We start from the raw sequence: 16,981 nt of genomic DNA on the forward strand, positions 1-16,981 counted from the left end.
GACATGCCCTCGGGAACAGGTGACCGGCCTGTATGGGACCGATAAGTGTACGCCGATCCGCCTCAGCGTGCGTTGAAATACTTCGCTTCGGGGTGGTGGATCACGATCGCGTCGGTGGACTGCTCCGGGTGGAGCTGGAACTCCTCGGACAGGTGCACGCCGATCCGCTCCGGCCGCAGGAGGTCGGCGATCTTCGCCCGGTCCTCGAGGTCGGGGCAGGCGCCGTAGCCGAGGGAGAAGCGGGCCCCGCGGTACTTGAGGTCGAACATGTCCTCGACCTTGTCCGGGTCCTCGCCGCCGAACCCGAGCTCGGCGCGGACGCGGGCGTGCCAGTACTCGGCCATGGCCTCGGCCAGCTGGACGGAGAGTCCGTGCAGCTCCAGGTACTCGCGGTAGGAGTCGGACTCGAACAGCTTGGCCGTGGCCTCGCCGATCTTCGAACCGACGGTGACGACCTGGAGGCCGACGACGTCGGTCTCGCCGGATTCCTCGGGGCGGAAGAAGTCGGCGAGGCACAGGCGGCGCCCGCGGCGCTGGCGCGGGAAGGTGAACCGGGTCCGCTCGTTGCCCTGCTCGTCGAGGATGATCAGGTCCTCGCCCTTGGACACGCACGGGAAGTAGCCGTAGACGACGGCCGCCTCGAGGAGGTTGTCCGTGTGCAGCTTCTCCAGGAGGCCGCGCAGCCGCGGACGGCCCTCGCTCTCGACGAGCTCCTCGTACGTGGCGCCGCGGCGGGCCTGCTTGAGGCCCCACTGGCCCTTGAACAGTGCGGTCTCGTCGAGCCAGGAGGCGTAGTCCTTGAGCGGGATGCCCTTGACCACCGGGTGCCCCAGAACGGCGGGGCGGGCACCGGATGTCGACGGCAACGTCGAGCGGCCGCCCTCCTCGGCTCGCGACCGGAGGACGGGGTGTCCCGCTTGGGTACGCGGCGCTGCTTGAGCTCGGGAAGGCTGGCGCCCGGACGCCGCTTGACGCATCAGGGCGTCCATCAGGCGCAGGCCTTCGAAGGCGTCGCGGGCGTAGCGGACTTCGCCTTCGTAGATCTCGTGGAGGTCTTGTTCGACGTAGGCGCGGGTGAGGGCGGCGCCGCCCAGGATGACCGGGTAGTCGGCGGCCAGCTTGCGCTGGTTGAGCTCCTCCAGGTTCTCCTTCATGATCACGGTCGACTTCACCAGCAGCCCCGACATGCCGATCACATCGGCCTTGTGCTCCTGCGCGGCCTCCAAGATCGCGGAGACCGGCTGCTTGATGCCGATGTTGACCACGTTGTAGCCGTTGTTCGTCAAGATGATGTCGACGAGGTTCTTCCCGATGTCATGCACATCACCGCGCACGGTGGCCAGCACGATCGTGCCCTTGCCCTCGTCGTCGGTCTTCTCCATGTGCGGCTCCAGATACGCCACCGCCGTCTTCATGACCTCGGCCGACTGGAGCACGAACGGCAGCTGCATCTGACCGGACCCGAACAGCTCACCGACGACCTTCATCCCCTCCAGCAGGGTGTCGTTGACGATCTCCAGAGCCGGACGGGTCTGCAGCGCTTCGGCCAGATCGGCCTCCAGGCCGTTCTTCTCCCCGTCGATGATCCGCCGCTGCAACCGCTCGTCCAACGGCAGCGCGAGGAGCTCCTCCGCACGCCCGGCCTTCAACGACTTGGTGTTGACGCCCTCGAACAGCGCCATCAGCTTCTGCAGCGGGTCGTAGCCCTCGGTCCGCCGGTCGTAGATCAGGTCGAGGGCGGTGGTGACCTGCTCCTCGTCGAACCGGGCGATCGGCAGGATCTTCGACGCGTGCACGATCGCCGAATCCAGACCGGCCTTGACGCACTCGTCCAGGAACACCGAGTTCAGCAGCACACGCGCGGCCGGATTCAGACCGAAGGAGATGTTCGACAGGCCCAGCGTCGTCTGCACGTCCGGGTGACGGCGCTTGAGCTCGCGGATCGCCTCGATCGTCGCGATGCCATCCTTGCGGGACTCCTCCTGGCCGGTGCAGATCGTGAAGGTCAGGGTGTCGATGAGGATGTCCGACTCGCGGATCCCCCAGTTCCCCGTCAGGTCCTCGATCAGCCGCTCGGCGATGGCGACCTTGTGCTCGACGGTCCGGGCCTGGCCCTCCTCGTCGATCGTCAGCGCGATCAGCGCCGCACCGTGCTCCCGCGCCAGCCGGGTGACCTTCGCGAAACGCGACTCCGGCCCGTCACCGTCCTCATAGTTCACCGAGTTGATGACGGCGCGCCCGCCGAGCTTCTCCAGACCCGCCTGGATGACGGGGACCTCGGTGGAGTCCAGCACGATCGGCAGCGTGGAGGCCGTCGCGAAACGCCCCGCCAGCTCCCGCATGTCCGCGACACCGTCACGGCCCACGTAGTCCACGCACAGGTCGAGCATGTGCGCGCCCTCGCGGATCTGGTCCCGTGCCATCTCCACACAGTCGTCCCAGCGGGCTTCCAGCATCGCCTCGCGGAACTTCTTCGACCCGTTGGCGTTCGTCCGCTCACCGATCGCCATATAAGCGGTGTCCTGCCGGAACGGCACCGTCTGATACAGGGAAGCGGCCCCCGGCTCCGGACGCGGATCGCGGGCCCCCGGCGCGGCCCCGCGAACCCGCTCCACGACCTGGCGCAGGTGCTCGGGGTGGTGCCGCAGCAGCCGCCGACCAGCGAGAGCCCGTAGTCCCGTACGAAGGCCTCCTGCGCGTCGGCCAGTTCGGAGGCCGACAGCGGGTAGTGCGCGCCCTCCTTCGTCAGGACGGGCAGGCCCGCGTTCGGCATACAGGACAGCGCAACACGCGAGTGCCGCGCCAGGTAGCGCAGGTGCTCGCTCATCTCGGCGGGCCCGGTGGCGCAGTTCAGGCCGATCATGTCGATGCCCAGCGGCTCCAGCGCCGTCAGCGCCGCGCCGATCTCCGAACCCAGCAGCATCGTGCCGGTCGTCTCCACCGTCACCGAGCAGATCAGCGGAACCGTGACGCCCAGTGCCTCCATCGCCCGGCGGGCGCCGATGATCGAGGACTTCGTCTGCAGCAGGTCCTGCGTGGTCTCCACCAGCAGCGCGTCCGCGCCACCGGACAGCAGGCCCTCCGCGTTGACCTGGTAGGCATCGCGGATCTTGTCATACGTGATGTGGCCGAGCGTCGGCAGCTTCGTACCCGGGCCCATCGAGCCCAGCACCCAGCGCTGCTGCCCCGTCGAGACGGTGAACTCGTCGGCCACCTCACGCGCGATGCGCGCACCCGCCTGCGACAACTCGAAATTGCGCTCCGCGATGTCGTACTCGGCCAGCGCGGCGAGGTTCGTACCGAAGGTGTTCGTCTCGACACAGTCCACACCCACCGAGAAGTACGCCTCGTGCACCGTGCGCACGATGTCGGGGCGAGTGACGTTCAAGACCTCGTTGCAGCCCTCCAGCTGCTGGAAGTCCTCCATCGAAGGGTCCTGCGCCTGGAGCATCGTCCCCATCGCCCCGTCGGCGACGACCACGCGGGTGGCGAGCGCCTCTCGGAGGGCATCGGCCCGGGTCTGGGTGTCTGCGGGCGGGTTCGGCAACGAGGCCATGGTTGAGCTCCCTGGGATGCGACGGCTGTCGGCTTTGCACCCCCTCTGTGTCAAGGGTGCACGCGGCCAGGGTAACCGCGAGGTACCTGACCCGGTGAGGGTGTCCCACGTGGCGGACTGCATTCTGTGCGCGGGGCGTCCACTCGGGTGTGTCGGCGCGCATGCGCCGACCCGCACGTGCGTCCGAGACCCCTCACCATGCAAAAAGTCGGCATCGACCGATAGTGTTCAGCATTGTCGAACTACGTCAGCAGGAGGCTGCGCCATGGCACGGAACATCCAGTCGCTCGAACGAGCCGCTGCGATGCTGCGACTCCTGGCGGGTGGCGAGCGCCGGCTGGGACTGTCGGACGTGGCGTCCTCCCTGGGCCTGGCGAAGGGCACGGCGCACGGCATCCTGCGCACCTTGCAGGCGGAGGGCTTCGTCGAGCAGGACCCGGCGTCGGGCCGCTACCAGCTGGGCGCGGAGCTGCTGCGCCTGGGCAACAGCTACCTGGACGTGCACGAGCTGCGCGCCCGCGCCCTGGTGTGGACGGACGACCTGGCCCGGGCGAGCGGCGAGAGCGTGTACGTGGGCGTGCTGCACAAGAGCGGGGTGCTGATCATGCACCACGTGTTCCGGCCCGACGACAGCCGCCAGGTGCTGGAGGTGGGGGCCATGCAGCCGCTGCACTCCACCGCCCTGGGCAAGGTGCTGTCCGCGTACGACCCGGTGGCGCACACCCAGGCGGTGGAGGTGGAGCGCGAGGCGTTCACCCCGCGCACGGTCACGGACGGGGCCGGGTTCGAGGAGATCCTCGGGCTGACCCGGGCACGCGGCTGGGCCGCCGATGTCGAGGAGACCTGGGAGGGCGTCGCCTCGGTCGCGGCGCCCATCCACGACCGGCGCAGGATGCCGGTCGGCGCGATCGCCGTGGCGGGGGCCGTGGAGCGGGTCTGCGGGGAGTCCGGTGAGCCCCGGGCGGCCCTGGTGGCGTCCGTACGGGACTGTGCCCGGTCGGTTTCACGCGACCTCGGAGCGGGCCGGTTCTGAGCTTGACCTGACCCGTCCAACCCACCCACGGCGGCCTCGAGCTGCATTTGGGTGGGTTTTGCCATTTACTGATCATGGATTGGCCGAATTTGGTCGATCGAACCGAGTGGTAACGATCCGGTTCTTTGACCTGGCCAGGCCTTGACGGGTTCTTCACACAGGCGGAAAACTGCCGTTCATCGGTCGGCAATGTCGAACACCTACCGGCAATACGCGTTAGGGTGTGGCAAGGCCAAGGACCGGTGCAGCACTCACCGAGTGCGCGGAACCACCGGAGGGACCCGGTGTCCGCCCACCCCTGGACGTACGTAAGGAGTCGCGGGTGTCCAGCTCCGACATCTTCATCGGCGAGACCATCGGAACCGCCGTCCTCATCCTGCTCGGCGCCGGCGTGGTCGCCGCCGTCGTACTCAAGCGCTCGAAGGCGCAGAACGCGGGCTGGCTGGCGATCACCTTCGGGTGGGGTTTCGCGGTCATGACCGCCGTCTACATGACGGGCACCCTGTCCGGCGCCCACCTCAACCCCGCCGTCACGGTCGGTATCGCGATCAAGGACGGCGACTGGGGCAACGTCCCGGTCTACTTCGCGGGCCAGCTGCTCGGCGCCATGATCGGTGCCGCGCTCGCCTGGGTGGCGTACTACGGCCAGTTCCGGGCCCACCTGACCGACCCCGAGATCGTCGCCGCCAAGTCCGAGCACGCGGGCCTGGTCGACCAGAAGACGGAGCCGGACGCCGGCCCGGTGCTCGGTGTCTTCGCCACCGGCCCCGAGATCCGCAACGTCTGGCAGAACCTCGCGACCGAGATCATCGGCACCCTCGTGCTCGTGCTCGCCGTCCTCGCCTTCGGCCTCAACGACGACGGCAAGGGCCTCGGCACCCTCGGCGGCCTCATAGTCGCCCTGACCGTCGTCAGCATCGGCCTCTCGCTCGGCGGTCCGACCGGCTACGCCATCAACCCGGCCCGCGACCTGGGCCCGCGCATCGTCCACGCACTGCTTCCGCTGCCGAACAAGGGCGGCTCCGACTGGGGGTACGCCTGGATCCCCGTCGTCGGCCCGCTGATCGGCGGCGCGCTCGCCGCGGGTATCTACAACCTCGCGTTCGTCTAAGTCGTTCGCCCACCGGACTTCCCAGGAGCAGCCACCATGACCACCAGCACCGGCCCCTTCATCGCCGCGATCGACCAGGGCACCACCTCCTCCCGCTGCATCGTCTTCGACCGCGACGGCCGCATCGTCGCCGTCGACCAGAAGGAGCACGAGCAGATCTTCCCGAAGCCGGGCTGGGTCGAGCACGACGCCACCGAGATCTGGACCAACGTCCAGGAGGTCGTCGCCGGGGCCATCGCCAAGGCCGAGATCACCGCCGCGGACGTCAAGGCCGTCGGCATCACCAACCAGCGCGAGACCACCCTGCTGTGGGACAAGAACACCGGCGAGCCGGTGCACAACGCGCTGGTCTGGCAGGACACCCGCACCGACGCCCTGTGCAAGGAGCTCGGCCGCAACGTCGGCCAGGACCGCTTCCGCCGCGAGACCGGCCTTCCGCTGGCCAGCTACTTCGCCGGCCCGAAGGTCCGCTGGCTGCTCGACAACGTCGAAGGCCTGCGCGAGCGCGCCGAGGCCGGCGACATCCTCTTCGGCACGATGGACTCGTGGGTCATCTGGAACCTCACGGGCGGCACCCAGGGCGGCGTGCACGTCACCGACGTCACCAACGCCTCGCGCACCATGCTGATGAACCTGCACACCCTGGCCTGGGACGAGAAGATCGCCGAGTCCATGGGCGTCCCGCTCAACGTCCTCCCGGAGATCAAGTCCTCCGCCGAGGTCTACGGCCACGTCAAGGAGGGCGTCCTCGCCGGCGTCCCGGTCGCCTCGGCGCTCGGTGACCAGCAGGCGGCCCTGTTCGGCCAGACCTGTTTCGCCGAGGGCGAGGCGAAGTCCACGTACGGCACCGGCACGTTCATGCTGATGAACACCGGCGACAAGATCATCAACTCCTACAGCGGCCTGCTGACCACGGTCGGCTACCAGATCGGCGACCAGCAGCCGGTCTACGCGCTGGAGGGCTCCATCGCCGTCACCGGCTCGCTCGTCCAGTGGATGCGCGACCAGATGGGCCTGATCAAGTCCGCGGCCGAGATCGAGACCCTGGCCTCCTCCGTCGAGGACAACGGCGGCGCCTACTTCGTACCGGCCTTCTCCGGCCTGTTCGCCCCGTACTGGCGCTCCGACGCCCGCGGTGTGATCGCCGGCCTGACCCGGTACGTCACCAAGGCGCACATCGCCCGCGCCGTCCTGGAGGCCACCGCCTGGCAGACCCGCGAGATCACCGACGCCATGACCAAGGACTCGGGCGTCGAGCTCGCCGCCCTCAAGGTCGACGGCGGCATGACCTCCAACAACCTGCTGATGCAGACGCTCTCGGACTTCCTGGACGCCCCCGTGGTCCGTCCGATGGTCGCCGAGACCACCTGCCTCGGCGCCGCCTACGCCGCCGGCCTGGCCGTCGGCTTCTGGCCCGACACCGACGCCCTGCGCGCCAACTGGCGCCGCGCGGCCGAGTGGACCCCGCGGATGCCCGCCGAGCAGCGGGAGCGCGAGTACAAGAGCTGGCTCAAGGCCGTGGAGCGGTCCATGGGCTGGGTCGACGACGAAGACGCCAGCTGACCGCACCAGCTGAGTCAATCGACGAGGAGCTAAGAGAGATATGAGCAGCCTGCAGAGCGTTCCCACGCTGGGTACGCACCCGACCGCCGGCTCGAACCCGAGCCGCGCCGAGACCCGTGAGCAGCTGGCGAAGGCCACGTACGACCTGCTGGTCATCGGCGGTGGAATCCTGGGCACCTCGGTGGCCTGGCACGCCGCGCAGTCGGGTCTGCGGGTCGCCATGGTGGACGCCGGCGACTTCGCCGGCGCCACCTCCTCCGCCTCCTCCAAGCTCGTCCACGGCGGCCTGCGCTACCTGCAGACCGGCGCGGTCAAGCTGGTCGCCGAGAACCACCACGAGCGCCGGGTGCTGGCCAAGGACGTGGCCCCGCACCTGGTCAACCCGCTCACCTTCTACCTGCCCGTGTACAAGGGCGGGCCGGTCGGCGCGGCGAAGCTGGGCGCGGGCGTGTTCGCGTACTCGGCGCTCTCGGCCTTCGGCGACGGCATGGGCAAGGTCATCTCGCCGGCCCGTGCCGCCGCCGACAACCCGGGCCTGAAGACGGACAACCTCAAGGCCGTCGCGGTCTACTACGACCACCAGATGAACGACTCCCGCGTCGCCGTCATGACGGTCCGCGCGGCCGTCGAGTCGGGCGCGGTCGTCCTCAACCACGCCGAGGTCACCGGGCTGCGCATGACGCGCGGCCGGGTCTCCGGTGCCGAGCTCAAGGACCGTCTGGACGGCACCGAGTTCGGGGTGGACGCACGCGTCGTGCTCAACGCCACCGGCCCGTGGGTGGACCACCTGCGGCGCATGGAAGACAAGCACTCGATGCCGTCCATCCGCCTCTCCAAGGGCGCGCACATCGTGATGAAGCGCAAGTCGCCGTGGAAGGCCGCCATGGCCACCCCGATCGACAAGTACCGCATCACCTTCGCCCTGCCGTGGGAGGACCAGCTGCTGCTGGGCACCACCGACGAGGTGTACGAGGGCGACCCGGCGGACGTGTGCGCCACCGAGTCCGACATCCAGCAGATCCTGGACGAGGCGGCCTTCTCGGTGAACGACGCCGACCTGGACCGCTCGCTGATGACCTACGCCTTCGCGGGCCTGCGGGTGCTGCCCGGCGGCCCCGGCGGCGTCGAGAAGGCCAAGCGCGAGACGGTCGTCTCCGAGGGCGCGGGCGGCATGCTGTCGGTGGCCGGCGGCAAGTGGACCACGTACCGCCACATCGGCCGCGTGGTCATGGACAAGCTGGCCAAGCTCCCGGGCAGCCCGCTGACCGAGGACATGGAGCCGGTGAAGTCCCTCGTGCGCCGGGTGCCGCTGCCCGGTGTCGCCAACCCGAACGCGGTCGCGCACCGGCTGCTGGTGGACCGCGAGCCCGGCACGCGGATGGACCCGCTCACCGCGCGCCACCTGGCCTCGCACTACGGCTCGCTGGCCTTCGACATCGCGCGCCTCGCGAACGAGGACCCGGCGCTGGCCGAGCGCATCCACCCGGACGGTCCGGAGATCTGGGCGCAGGTCGCCTACGCCCGTGACAACGAGTGGGCGCAGACGGTCGACGACGTGCTGCGCCGGCGTACGACGGTGACGATCCGAGGCCTGGACGACGCCTCCGTGCGCGCCCGGGTCGAGGAGATGCTGGACCACAAGGCATAGCTCTCCCGCAGGTGGGGAAGAGGGGCGGTTCCGAGGGGAACCGCCCCTCTGTCGTGGGCTGTGGCCGGTGCCTCATCAAGGCTTAGGCTGGCCCACGTACACAAGGGAACTTCGGAAGGAGACCTGGGTGATCGAGCTTGAGGGCGTGCCCGAGCTGATCGACCCGGTCATGGTGGCCGCGTTCGAGGGCTGGAACGACGCGGGTGACGCGGCCTCCGGTGCGGTCGCACACCTGGACCGGGAGTGGAAGGGCGAGGTGTTCGCGGCGCTCGACGCCGAGGACTACTACGACTTCCAGGTCAACCGGCCGACGGTGTGGCTGGACAACGGGGTACGGAAGATCACCTGGCCGACGACGCGGCTGTCGGTGGTCCGGATCGGCGGTGCCAAGCCGCGGGACCTGGTCCTGGTGCGCGGGATCGAACCGTCCATGCGGTGGCGGTCGTTCTGCAACGAGATCCTCGGCTTCGCGCACGAGTTGGGCGTGGAGATGGTGGTCATCCTGGGTGCGCTGCTGGGGGACACGCCGCACACGCGGCCGGTGCCGGTGAGCGGGGTCACCTCGGACGCGGACCTGGCGCGGACGATGGACCTGGAGGAGACGAAGTACGAGGGCCCGACCGGGATCGTGGGCATCCTCCAGGAGGCCTGCACGCACGCCGGTGTGCCGGCCGTCTCGCTGTGGGCGGCGGTGCCGCACTACGTCTCCCAGCCGCCGAACCCCAAGGCCACGCTGGCCCTGCTGAACCGGCTGGAGGACCTGATCGACATCCGGATCCCGCTGGGCGAACTCCCGGAGGACGCGCGGGCGTGGCAGCTGGGCGTGGACCAACTGGCCGCGGAGGACAGCGAGGTGGCGGAGTACGTCCAGACGCTGGAGGAGGCGCGGGACACGGCCGATCTGCCGGAGGCGTCAGGGGACGCCATCGCCCGGGAGTTCGAGCGGTACCTGCGCCGGCGTGACCCGGCGGCGGAGCCGGGCGACAGCTCGTACCTGCGGGACCCGTCCAGCGGGCACCCGCGCCCCTCGAAGCGCCGCCCCGATGCCTCGGGCGAGGAGCCGCAGCCCCCGGCCGCGGCCCCGCCGGACGAGGACACCCCGCCGGAGCCCTAGCCGGGCGGGTCCGCGGTGCCGGTGCGGGCCGCCGCGCAGGCCCCCCCCCGGGCTCGGTGGGGCTCCGCCCCACACCCCGCTCCTGAAACGCCGACGGGGCTGGAATTGCGCTTCGCGCAACCCAGCCCCGTCGGCGTTGCGCGGGGGTCCGGGGGGCAGAGCCCTCGGCAGCGGCGCCGCAGGTTAGAGGGCTACGCCCAGGAGGGCGTCCACGGTCCGCGAGACCAGGCCCGGGGCCGACTCGTCGGACTCGTCGGAGGCGAGCTGGCGCTCGACCCAGCGGTCCACGGCGGCCAGCGCGGCAGGCGCGTCCAGGTCGTTCGCCAGGGCCTCGCGGACCTCCTCGACCAGCGCGTCCGCCGGCAGCCCGTCCGGCCGGGACACGGCCGCACGCCAGCGCGCCAGCCGGGCCTCGGCCTCGGCGAGGACCTCGTCCGTCCACTCCCAGTCGGCCCGGTAGTGGTGCGACAGCAGCGCCAGGCGGATCGCCGCCGGGTCGACCCCGGCCCGCCGCAGCGCGGAGACGAAGACGAGGTTGCCCTTCGACTTCGACATCTTCTCGCCGTTCAGGGCGACCATGCCGGCGTGCACGTACGCCTTGGCCATCGGGAACTCGCCCGTCAGGGCCTGCGCGTGCGAGGCGCCCATCTCGTGGTGCGGGAAGGCCAGGTCGGACCCGCCGCCCTGGATGTCGAAGCCCATGCCCAGGTGGTCCAGGGCGATGGCCACGCACTCGATGTGCCAGCCCGGCCGGCCGCGGCCCAGCGAGGCGCCGTCCCAGCTCGGCTCGCCCGGACGCGCGGCCATCCACAGCATCGGGTCGAGCGGGTTCTTCTTGCCCGGCCGGTCCGGGTCGCCGCCCCGCTCCGCCGAGAGCAGCCGCATCGCCTCGGCGTCGAGGTTCGAGACCTCGCCGAAGTGCGGGTCGGACTCGACGGAGAAGTAGACGTCGCCGTCCAGCTCGTACGCCGCGCCCGCGTCCCGCAGCCGCTCGACCAGCGGCACGATGCCCGGTATGGCCTCGACGGCGCCGACGTAGTGCTGCGGCGGCAGCATGCGCAGCGCGGTCATGTCCTCGCGGAAGAGGGCGGTCTCGCGCTCGGCGAGCTCCGTCCAGTCGTGGCCGTCACGCAGCGCCCGCTCCAGGAGCGGATCATCCACGTCCGTGACGTTCTGGACGTAGTGGACCTGCCGCTTGGTGTCGAGCCACACGCGCTGCACGAGGTCGAACGCGTTGTAGGTCGCCGCGTGACCGATGTGGGTCGCGTCGTACGGGGTGATGCCGCAGACGTAGATGCGGGCGACGGGACCGGGGGCGAGGGTGATCGTCCCCTGGGTCGCGGTGTCGTGGATCTCGAGGTCGCGGCCCTTGCCAGGAAGGGCGGGGACCTCGGAAGCGGGCCAGGCATGCATGTCTCGAGCCTAACCGGACGGATGTTCCTGCAACGAACCGGACCTGCACTGTTGTCCTGATCGGCACCCTTGCGGTCTGGCCGAAACTGTGCGTGTTCCGCGTGGCCGGATCAGACCGGTGGCCACGGGATCGAGGGCCACTGACCGGAGGGTTCCGGATGCCTTCCGGTGCGCAGGAGCTGCGCCACCCGGTCCCGTACGGCCGCCAGCTCGACCGCCGTGACGAGTTCGGCCAGCCGGGTGGCCAGCGGGGCCCCGTCGGCCAGGTCGGCGGCCAGCGAGGCGAGCACCCCGCGCGCCTCGTCCGTCAGCGGCTCCCCGGCCCACCCCCACAGGAGGGTGCGCAGCTTGTCCTCCGCGTGGAAGGTCACGCCGTGGTCGATCCCGTAGAGGCGTCCGTCGGGCCCGGGCAACAGGTGGCCGCCCTTGCGGTCGCCGTTGTTGATCACCGCGTCGAGGACGGCGAGCCGGCGCAGCCGCGGGTCGTCGGCGTGCACCAGCAGGGCCGTGCGACCCTCGCCCACGTCGGCGAAGGCGACGGGCTTCCAGCCGTTCCCCGCCTCCTCGCCCTCCACGAGCGCGAGGAGCTCGGCGCCGGGGCCCTCGCCCCCGGGGGTCTCGATCCACCGCTGGACCATGCCCTCGCCGTACGGTCCGTCGCGCAGCACGGTGGCGGGCACCAGGCCCCAGCCGGTGGCCTCGGAGACCAGGTAGGAGGCGACCTCGCGCTGGGCGAGGTTCCCGTCGGGGAAGTCCCACAGCGGGCGCTCGCCCTTCACGGGCTTGTAGACGCAGTCGGCGCTCACGCCCCCGTACGTGACGGTGCAGAGCAGCACGGCGTTGGACGCCTCGCGGATCCGGCCGACGACGGTCAGCTCACCCCTGGTGAGCAGTTCCTCGTACTTCTCCCGCTCCCCCATGACGGTCACACCTGGCGCCGGTAGCCGTTCTGACGGGGGCAGACGTGCCCCTCCGGGTCCAGCGGCAGGCTGCACAGCGGACACGGCGGCCGGCCCGCGTTGACCACGTCCAGGGCCCGCTTGGCGAAGGCCCGGGCCTGGGCGCCGGTGAGGCGGACCCGCAGCATGGGCGGGCCGTTCTCCTCGTCCTGGAGCAGCCGTTCCTCCGCCTCGGCGAGGTCCTCGTCCGAGTCGGCGTCGAGTTCGACCAGGGCCTGCGCCTCGACGATCATGCGCTGTTCCTCGCCGTCCCAGGCGAGGGCCATGGTGCCGACGCGGAACTCCTCGTCCACCGGAACGTCCAGCGGTGCGGTGTCGGCGGCCTCCGCGGGGGCCACGGCCGGGACGGGGGCATTGCCCCCGGTGCGCCGCACGACCTCGTCCAGCAGCTCGTCCATCCGCTCGGCCAGCGCCGCGACCTGGGCCTTCTCCAGGGAGACACTGGTGACGCGGGGGCCCGAGGAGGCCTGCAGGAAGAACGTACGGCGTCCCGGCAGACCGACCGTGCCGGCGACGAAGCGGTCCGGCGGGTCGTAGAGGAACACCTGACGGGGCACGTCCAGTCTCCAAGTCTCGGCGGCAGCCCTCGTTCGCAGGGCCAGTCCACCCTACTGCGCCGTTCGATCACACCGCGCCCGCACCGCCTCCGACGACGGCGTTCCCGCCGTCTTCCACTGCTTTGTCCGGTGTGGTCGGGCGCGGTACGAGCGAGCCGAGGTCCCCGGTGTCACCGAGCCGGAACACGAACGGCCGGGTCGGCGTGTAGCGGACGGCGGTCACGGAACAGGGGTCGACGTGGATGCGCTGGAAGAGGTCCAGGTGCATGCCCAGGGCGTCCGCCACGAGGGACTTGATGATGTCGCCGTGCGAGCACATCAGGAAGACGGCGTCGCCGCCGTGTTCCGCCTCGACCCGCGCGTTCCAGTCCCGTACGGCTTCCACGGCGCGCGCCTGCATGGCGCGCATCGACTCGCCGCCGGGGAAGGCGGCCGCCGAGGGGTGCTGCTGGACGATCCTCATCAGGGGTTCGTCGGCGAGTTCGGCGAGTTTGCGGCCCGACCAGTCGCCGTAGTGGCACTCGCCGATCCGCTCGTCGGTGTGCGGCTCCAGCTCGGGCCGGGCGGCCAGCAGCGGGGCCAGGGTCTCGCGGCAGCGCTGCAGGGGGCTGGTGACGACGGCGGCGAGCGGTACGCCCGCCAGCCGGCCGGGCAGTGCGGCGGCCTGCTCGGCGCCGCGTTCGTCGAGGGCCACCCCCGGGGTCCATCCGGCGAGCAGCCCTGCGGTGTTGGCGGTGGACCGCCCGTGTCGTACGAGGATCAGCGTGGCCATGCCGCCAGCCTAAGCGGTGCCCGCGACGTGCGGGCGGGACGGGGGCGGGGGAGAATACGGCGCGTGATTGTGGACTGCGCGATTTACCGGAACGGCCGCCGCGCCGAGGGTCCCGAGGACTTCTCGGAGGCCCTGGACGCGGCGCGGGCCGCGGGTGACGCCTTCCTCTGGGTCGGCATGCACGAACCGACCGAGAAGGAGTTCGAGCACGTCCGGACCGAGTTCGGTCTGCACCCGCTGGCGGTGGAGGACGCCCTGACCGCGCACCAGCGCCCCAAGCTGGAGGTGTACGACGACTCGCTGTTCGTCGTCCTCAAGCCGGTGCTCTACGACGACCACACCGACATCGTCACCACCGGCGAGCTGATGGTGTTCATCGGCGACTCGTTCGTGGTCACCGTCCGGCACGGCGAGGGGGCCGCGCTGGCCGCCGTACGTCGTCGGCTGGAGCACGAGCCGAACGTCCTGAAGAACGGCCCCACCGCCGTGCTGTACGCGGTCTCCGACGCGGTGGTGGACCACTACATCGACGTGGCGGCCGAACTCCAGGCGGACCTGGAGGAGCTCGAGGCGGAGGTCTTCGCGCCGAACGCCCAGGACACCAAGAACACCGCCTCGCGGATCTACGCCTTCAAGCGGCAGGTCCTGGAGTTCCGCCGGGCGACGAGCCCGCTCCTGCAGCCGATGGAGCGGCTCGCCTTCGGCAGGGTGCCCTTCGTGCACGAGCATGCCCAGCCGTTCTTCCGCGACGTGGCCGACCACCTCACCAAGGCGAACGAGTACGTCGAGGGGCTGGACCGGCTGCTGTCGGACGCCCTCGCCGCGCACCTGGCACAGATGGGCGTGCGGCAGAACGACGACATGCGCAAGATCTCGGCCTGGGCGGCGATGGCGGCGGTGCCCACGATGGTGGCGGGGATCTACGGGATGAACTTCGAGCACATGCCCGAACTGACGTGGGGCGTGGGATACCCGGCCGTGGTGCTGGTCATGGTGGGCGCGTGCCTGGGCCTGCACCGGTTGTTCAAGCGGCGGGGCTGGCTGTAGCCCGCCCGGGCCGGCGGCGCCCGGGGTGTCGTCCCGGCCGGGCGGGCCCGCGGCGGCGCCTAGGCGAACTCGGGGGCGGTGACCACGGCGCCGCCCAGGGCGTCGCGCCGCTGGGGCATGCGCAGGTCCACCATGCGGTGCCAGCCGCTGAACCGCTCGTACGCGTACATCCCGCGGATGCCGGCGGCGAGCGCGGCCGCCTTCGGCGCCGGCCAGTGCAGCAGCCGTTCCATGTGCCGCATGACGGCGAGGCTCACGTCTCGGTAGATGCCGATCTCGGCGAGCGCGCTCTCGCGCAGCACCCGGTGGATGGTGGGGCCGTGCCCCGCACGGGCGAGGCGCAGCAACTCCTCGTGGCAGTAGGCGAGGTGGTTGTCCTCGTCGTGGCTGATCATGCGGATGGCCTTGCCGAGCTCGGGATGGTCGCCGAAGTGGCCGACCAGCATGTCCATCTGGTCGGCGGCCCGCTGTTCCGTGACCCGGCTGTGCGCGAGGTAGACCACGATGTCGCGCTCGGTCAGCGGCTCCTCGCGGCGCAGCTTCTCGTGTGCGAGGCCGATGCCGCGCCGCTCCAGGAGCATCGTGTAGTCGGTCTCGGGAGGCACCGGGACGGGCGGCAGACCGCGCTTGCGGAGCAGGGCGTGGAAGATCCGCCCGTGCTTGTCCTCGTCGGCGCCGTGCCGGGTGATCTTGGGCGCGAGGTCGCGCATCCCGTCCGGCACCAGGGCCGCGATGCGCGCGTTCTCCCAGCCGCCCTGGGCCTCCCCGCTGGCGGCGATGGAGCAGAACAGCTGGAAGGAGTCGTCGTTGTCGACGATCTCCTGGAACAGGCTGCGGGCAGAGAGCATGCACCGAGTCAAACGCCGGTCGCCGGGGGCGGCAACCGAGGCGCGGGGCTACTCGCCCGAATGAACGAAACCGGCGGTCGGGCGCCGGTGCGTAACCCGGCGGGCGCCCCGCGCGTTGTTGGCTGTGTCGGCCGTGGCGGGGAAGACCCCCCGAGCCCCCACCACGGCCGCAGACTCCTCCCGGCGCCGCCCGGGCACCGCTCCAGCGGGCTCCGGGCGGCCGGGCCGGGCGGCGGTCAGGCCAGGCCCGCGCGCTCCATGGCCTCGGTGCCGGCGCGCAGGGCGGCGATCCGCTCGTCGAGCGTGAAGCCGGCCGGGGCCAGGGTGAGGGTGGTGACCCCGGCCTCCGCGTAGGCCCGCATCCCGTCCGCGATCCGCTCGACCGGGCCGAGCAGCGTGGTCGAGTCGATCAGGGAGTGCGGCACGGCCGCGGCCGCGCCGGTCTTGTCGCCGCCCAGGTACTTGTCCTGGATCTCCGCGGCTTCCTTCTCGTATCCCATGCGCTGGGCCAGCTGGTTGTAGAAGTTCTGCTTCCGGCTGCCCATGCCGCCCACGTACAGGGCGGTGTAGGGGCGGAACATGTCGGCGAGCGCGGTCACGTCCTCGCCGAGGGCCAGCGGCACGGTCGGGCAGACGTCGAAGCCGTCCATGGTCAGCCCGGCCTTCTCGCGGCCCGCCCGGATGTGGGTGAGCGCGGTGGCCTCCAGGTGTTCGGCGGCCGGGAAGATCAACAGGGCGCCGTCGGCGATCTCGCCGGTCTGCTCCAGGTTCTTGGGGCCGATCGCGGCGATGTAGAGCGGGATGTGCTCGCGCTCGGGGTGCACGGTGAGCTTGATCGGCTTGCCCGGGCCGCCGGGGAGCGGCAGGGTCCAGTGCGCGCCCTCGTACGAGAGGCGCTCGCGGCTCATGGCCTTTCGGACGATCTCCACGTACTCCCGGGTCCGCGCGAGCGGCTTGTCGAACTTGACGCCGTACCAGCCCTCGGAGACCTGCGGGCCGGAGACGCCCAGGCCGAGCCGGAAGCGACCCTTGGTGAGGGAGTCCAGGGTGGCGGCGGTCATGGCCGTCATGGCGGGCTGGCGGGCCGGGATCTGGAGGATCGCCGAGCCGACGTCGATCCGCTCGGTCTGGGCGGCGACCCAGGCGAGGACGGTGGGGGCGTCGGAGCCGTAGGCCTCGGCGGCCCAGCAGACGTCGTAGCCGAGGCGGTCGGCCTCCTGTGCGACGGCGAGGTTGTCGGCGTCCATGCCCGCACCCCAGTAGCCGAGATTGATGCCGAGCCGCATGTGTCGTCCCCTTACCGAATTACCGATCAGTAACGTGCGTGTGCGGGGACTCTAGCGCGCCCGGAGCCCTTCCG

13 protein-coding genes and 1 pseudogene are annotated in these 16,981 nt (G+C 70.9%); 6 read left to right on the forward strand and 8 right to left on the reverse strand.

Annotated features, from left to right (window positions below; all coding sequences use genetic code 11):
- Window positions 1-62 precede the first annotated feature (62 nt).
- Together metH and BGK67_RS39965 are read right to left on the reverse strand one after the other, a co-directional pair.
- Window positions 63-2,615 (reverse strand): methionine synthase, encoded by a 2,553-nt coding sequence (gene metH / locus BGK67_RS08960; RefSeq protein ID WP_244291177.1) that lies wholly within the window; start codon window positions 2,613-2,615, stop codon window positions 63-65.
- A gap of 71 nt (window positions 2,616-2,686) precedes the next feature.
- A pseudogene (locus BGK67_RS39965) lies at window positions 2,687-3,679 on the reverse strand (homocysteine S-methyltransferase family protein); the annotation flags it as partial.
- Window positions 3,680-3,821: 142 nt separating this feature from the next.
- Here BGK67_RS39965 and BGK67_RS08965 point away from each other — a divergent pair.
- From BGK67_RS08965 to BGK67_RS08985, 5 genes are all read left to right on the forward strand, one after another.
- Window positions 3,822-4,589, forward strand: coding sequence for an IclR family transcriptional regulator (locus BGK67_RS08965; protein WP_069919578.1), 768 nt, complete (start codon window positions 3,822-3,824; stop codon window positions 4,587-4,589).
- A 322-nt stretch (window positions 4,590-4,911) separates the two neighbouring features.
- Complete coding sequence (locus tag BGK67_RS08970; RefSeq protein ID WP_069919579.1) at window positions 4,912-5,700, forward strand: MIP/aquaporin family protein; 789 nt, start codon at window positions 4,912-4,914, stop codon at window positions 5,698-5,700.
- Window positions 5,701-5,736: 36 nt separating this feature from the next.
- On the forward strand, window positions 5,737-7,263 hold the full coding sequence (gene glpK, locus BGK67_RS08975) for a glycerol kinase GlpK (protein ID WP_069919580.1): 1,527 nt from the start codon (window positions 5,737-5,739) through the stop codon (window positions 7,261-7,263).
- Between the two features lie 40 nt (window positions 7,264-7,303).
- Window positions 7,304-8,911 (forward strand): glycerol-3-phosphate dehydrogenase/oxidase, encoded by a 1,608-nt coding sequence (locus BGK67_RS08980; protein ID WP_069919581.1) that lies wholly within the window; start codon window positions 7,304-7,306, stop codon window positions 8,909-8,911.
- A gap of 127 nt (window positions 8,912-9,038) precedes the next feature.
- The gene (locus tag BGK67_RS08985; RefSeq protein WP_069919582.1) at window positions 9,039-10,025 is read left to right on the forward strand and encodes a PAC2 family protein; all 987 of its coding nucleotides are present in this window, start codon (window positions 9,039-9,041) and stop codon (window positions 10,023-10,025) included.
- Window positions 10,026-10,208: 183 nt separating this feature from the next.
- Here the strand turns inward: BGK67_RS08985 and mshC are convergent, their stop codons facing one another.
- From mshC to BGK67_RS09005, 4 genes are all read right to left on the reverse strand, one after another.
- The gene (mshC, locus tag BGK67_RS08990) at window positions 10,209-11,438 is read right to left on the reverse strand and encodes a cysteine--1-D-myo-inosityl 2-amino-2-deoxy-alpha-D-glucopyranoside ligase (RefSeq protein ID WP_069919583.1); all 1,230 of its coding nucleotides are present in this window, start codon (window positions 11,436-11,438) and stop codon (window positions 10,209-10,211) included.
- Window positions 11,439-11,548: 110 nt separating this feature from the next.
- Window positions 11,549-12,400, reverse strand: coding sequence for an SCO1664 family protein (locus BGK67_RS08995; RefSeq protein ID WP_432215511.1), 852 nt, complete (start codon window positions 12,398-12,400; stop codon window positions 11,549-11,551).
- Window positions 12,364-12,954 (reverse strand): DUF3090 domain-containing protein, encoded by a 591-nt coding sequence (locus BGK67_RS09000; protein ID WP_069919585.1) that lies wholly within the window; start codon window positions 12,952-12,954, stop codon window positions 12,364-12,366. The genes BGK67_RS08995 and BGK67_RS09000 overlap by 37 nt, the downstream gene beginning before the upstream one ends.
- Before the next feature lie 67 nt (window positions 12,955-13,021).
- On the reverse strand, window positions 13,022-13,726 hold the full coding sequence (locus BGK67_RS09005) for a histidine phosphatase family protein (RefSeq protein ID WP_069919586.1): 705 nt from the start codon (window positions 13,724-13,726) through the stop codon (window positions 13,022-13,024).
- 54 nt (window positions 13,727-13,780) lie between these two features.
- Here BGK67_RS09005 and corA point away from each other — a divergent pair, with 54 nt between their 5' ends.
- The gene (corA, locus tag BGK67_RS09010; RefSeq protein WP_069923725.1) at window positions 13,781-14,773 is read left to right on the forward strand and encodes a magnesium/cobalt transporter CorA; all 993 of its coding nucleotides are present in this window, start codon (window positions 13,781-13,783) and stop codon (window positions 14,771-14,773) included.
- A 59-nt stretch (window positions 14,774-14,832) separates the two neighbouring features.
- Here the strand turns inward: corA and BGK67_RS09015 are convergent, their stop codons facing one another.
- Both BGK67_RS09015 and BGK67_RS09020 read right to left on the reverse strand, forming a co-directional pair.
- Window positions 14,833-15,621 carry a hypothetical protein gene (locus BGK67_RS09015; RefSeq protein WP_069919587.1) on the reverse strand — a complete coding sequence of 263 codons (789 nt, stop codon included), beginning with the start codon at window positions 15,619-15,621 and terminating at the stop codon, window positions 14,833-14,835.
- A 236-nt stretch (window positions 15,622-15,857) separates the two neighbouring features.
- Window positions 15,858-16,907, reverse strand: coding sequence for an LLM class F420-dependent oxidoreductase (locus BGK67_RS09020; protein WP_069919588.1), 1,050 nt, complete (start codon window positions 16,905-16,907; stop codon window positions 15,858-15,860).
- Window positions 16,908-16,981 lie beyond the last annotated feature (74 nt).

The organism is Streptomyces subrutilus (genome assembly GCF_001746425.1).
GTDB lineage: Bacteria > Actinomycetota > Actinomycetes > Streptomycetales > Streptomycetaceae > Streptomyces > Streptomyces subrutilus_A.

What these genes read in the sequence shown, in the direction of transcription:
- BGK67_RS09015 (WP_069919587.1), bottom strand. Translation starts at nt 15,621, where the DNA reads ATGCTCTCTGCCCGCAGCCTGTTCCAGGAGATCGTCGACAACGACGAC.
- BGK67_RS08980 (WP_069919581.1), top strand. Translation starts at nt 7,304, where the DNA reads ATGAGCAGCCTGCAGAGCGTTCCCACGCTGGGTACGCACCCGACCGCC.
- glpK (WP_069919580.1), top strand. Translation starts at nt 5,737, where the DNA reads ATGACCACCAGCACCGGCCCCTTCATCGCCGCGATCGACCAGGGCACC.
- BGK67_RS09005 (WP_069919586.1), bottom strand. Translation starts at nt 13,726, where the DNA reads ATGGCCACGCTGATCCTCGTACGACACGGGCGGTCCACCGCCAACACC.
- BGK67_RS08965 (WP_069919578.1), top strand. Translation starts at nt 3,822, where the DNA reads ATGGCACGGAACATCCAGTCGCTCGAACGAGCCGCTGCGATGCTGCGA.
- mshC (WP_069919583.1), bottom strand. Translation starts at nt 11,438, where the DNA reads ATGCATGCCTGGCCCGCTTCCGAGGTCCCCGCCCTTCCTGGCAAGGGC.
- BGK67_RS09020 (WP_069919588.1), bottom strand. Translation starts at nt 16,907, where the DNA reads ATGCGGCTCGGCATCAATCTCGGCTACTGGGGTGCGGGCATGGACGCC.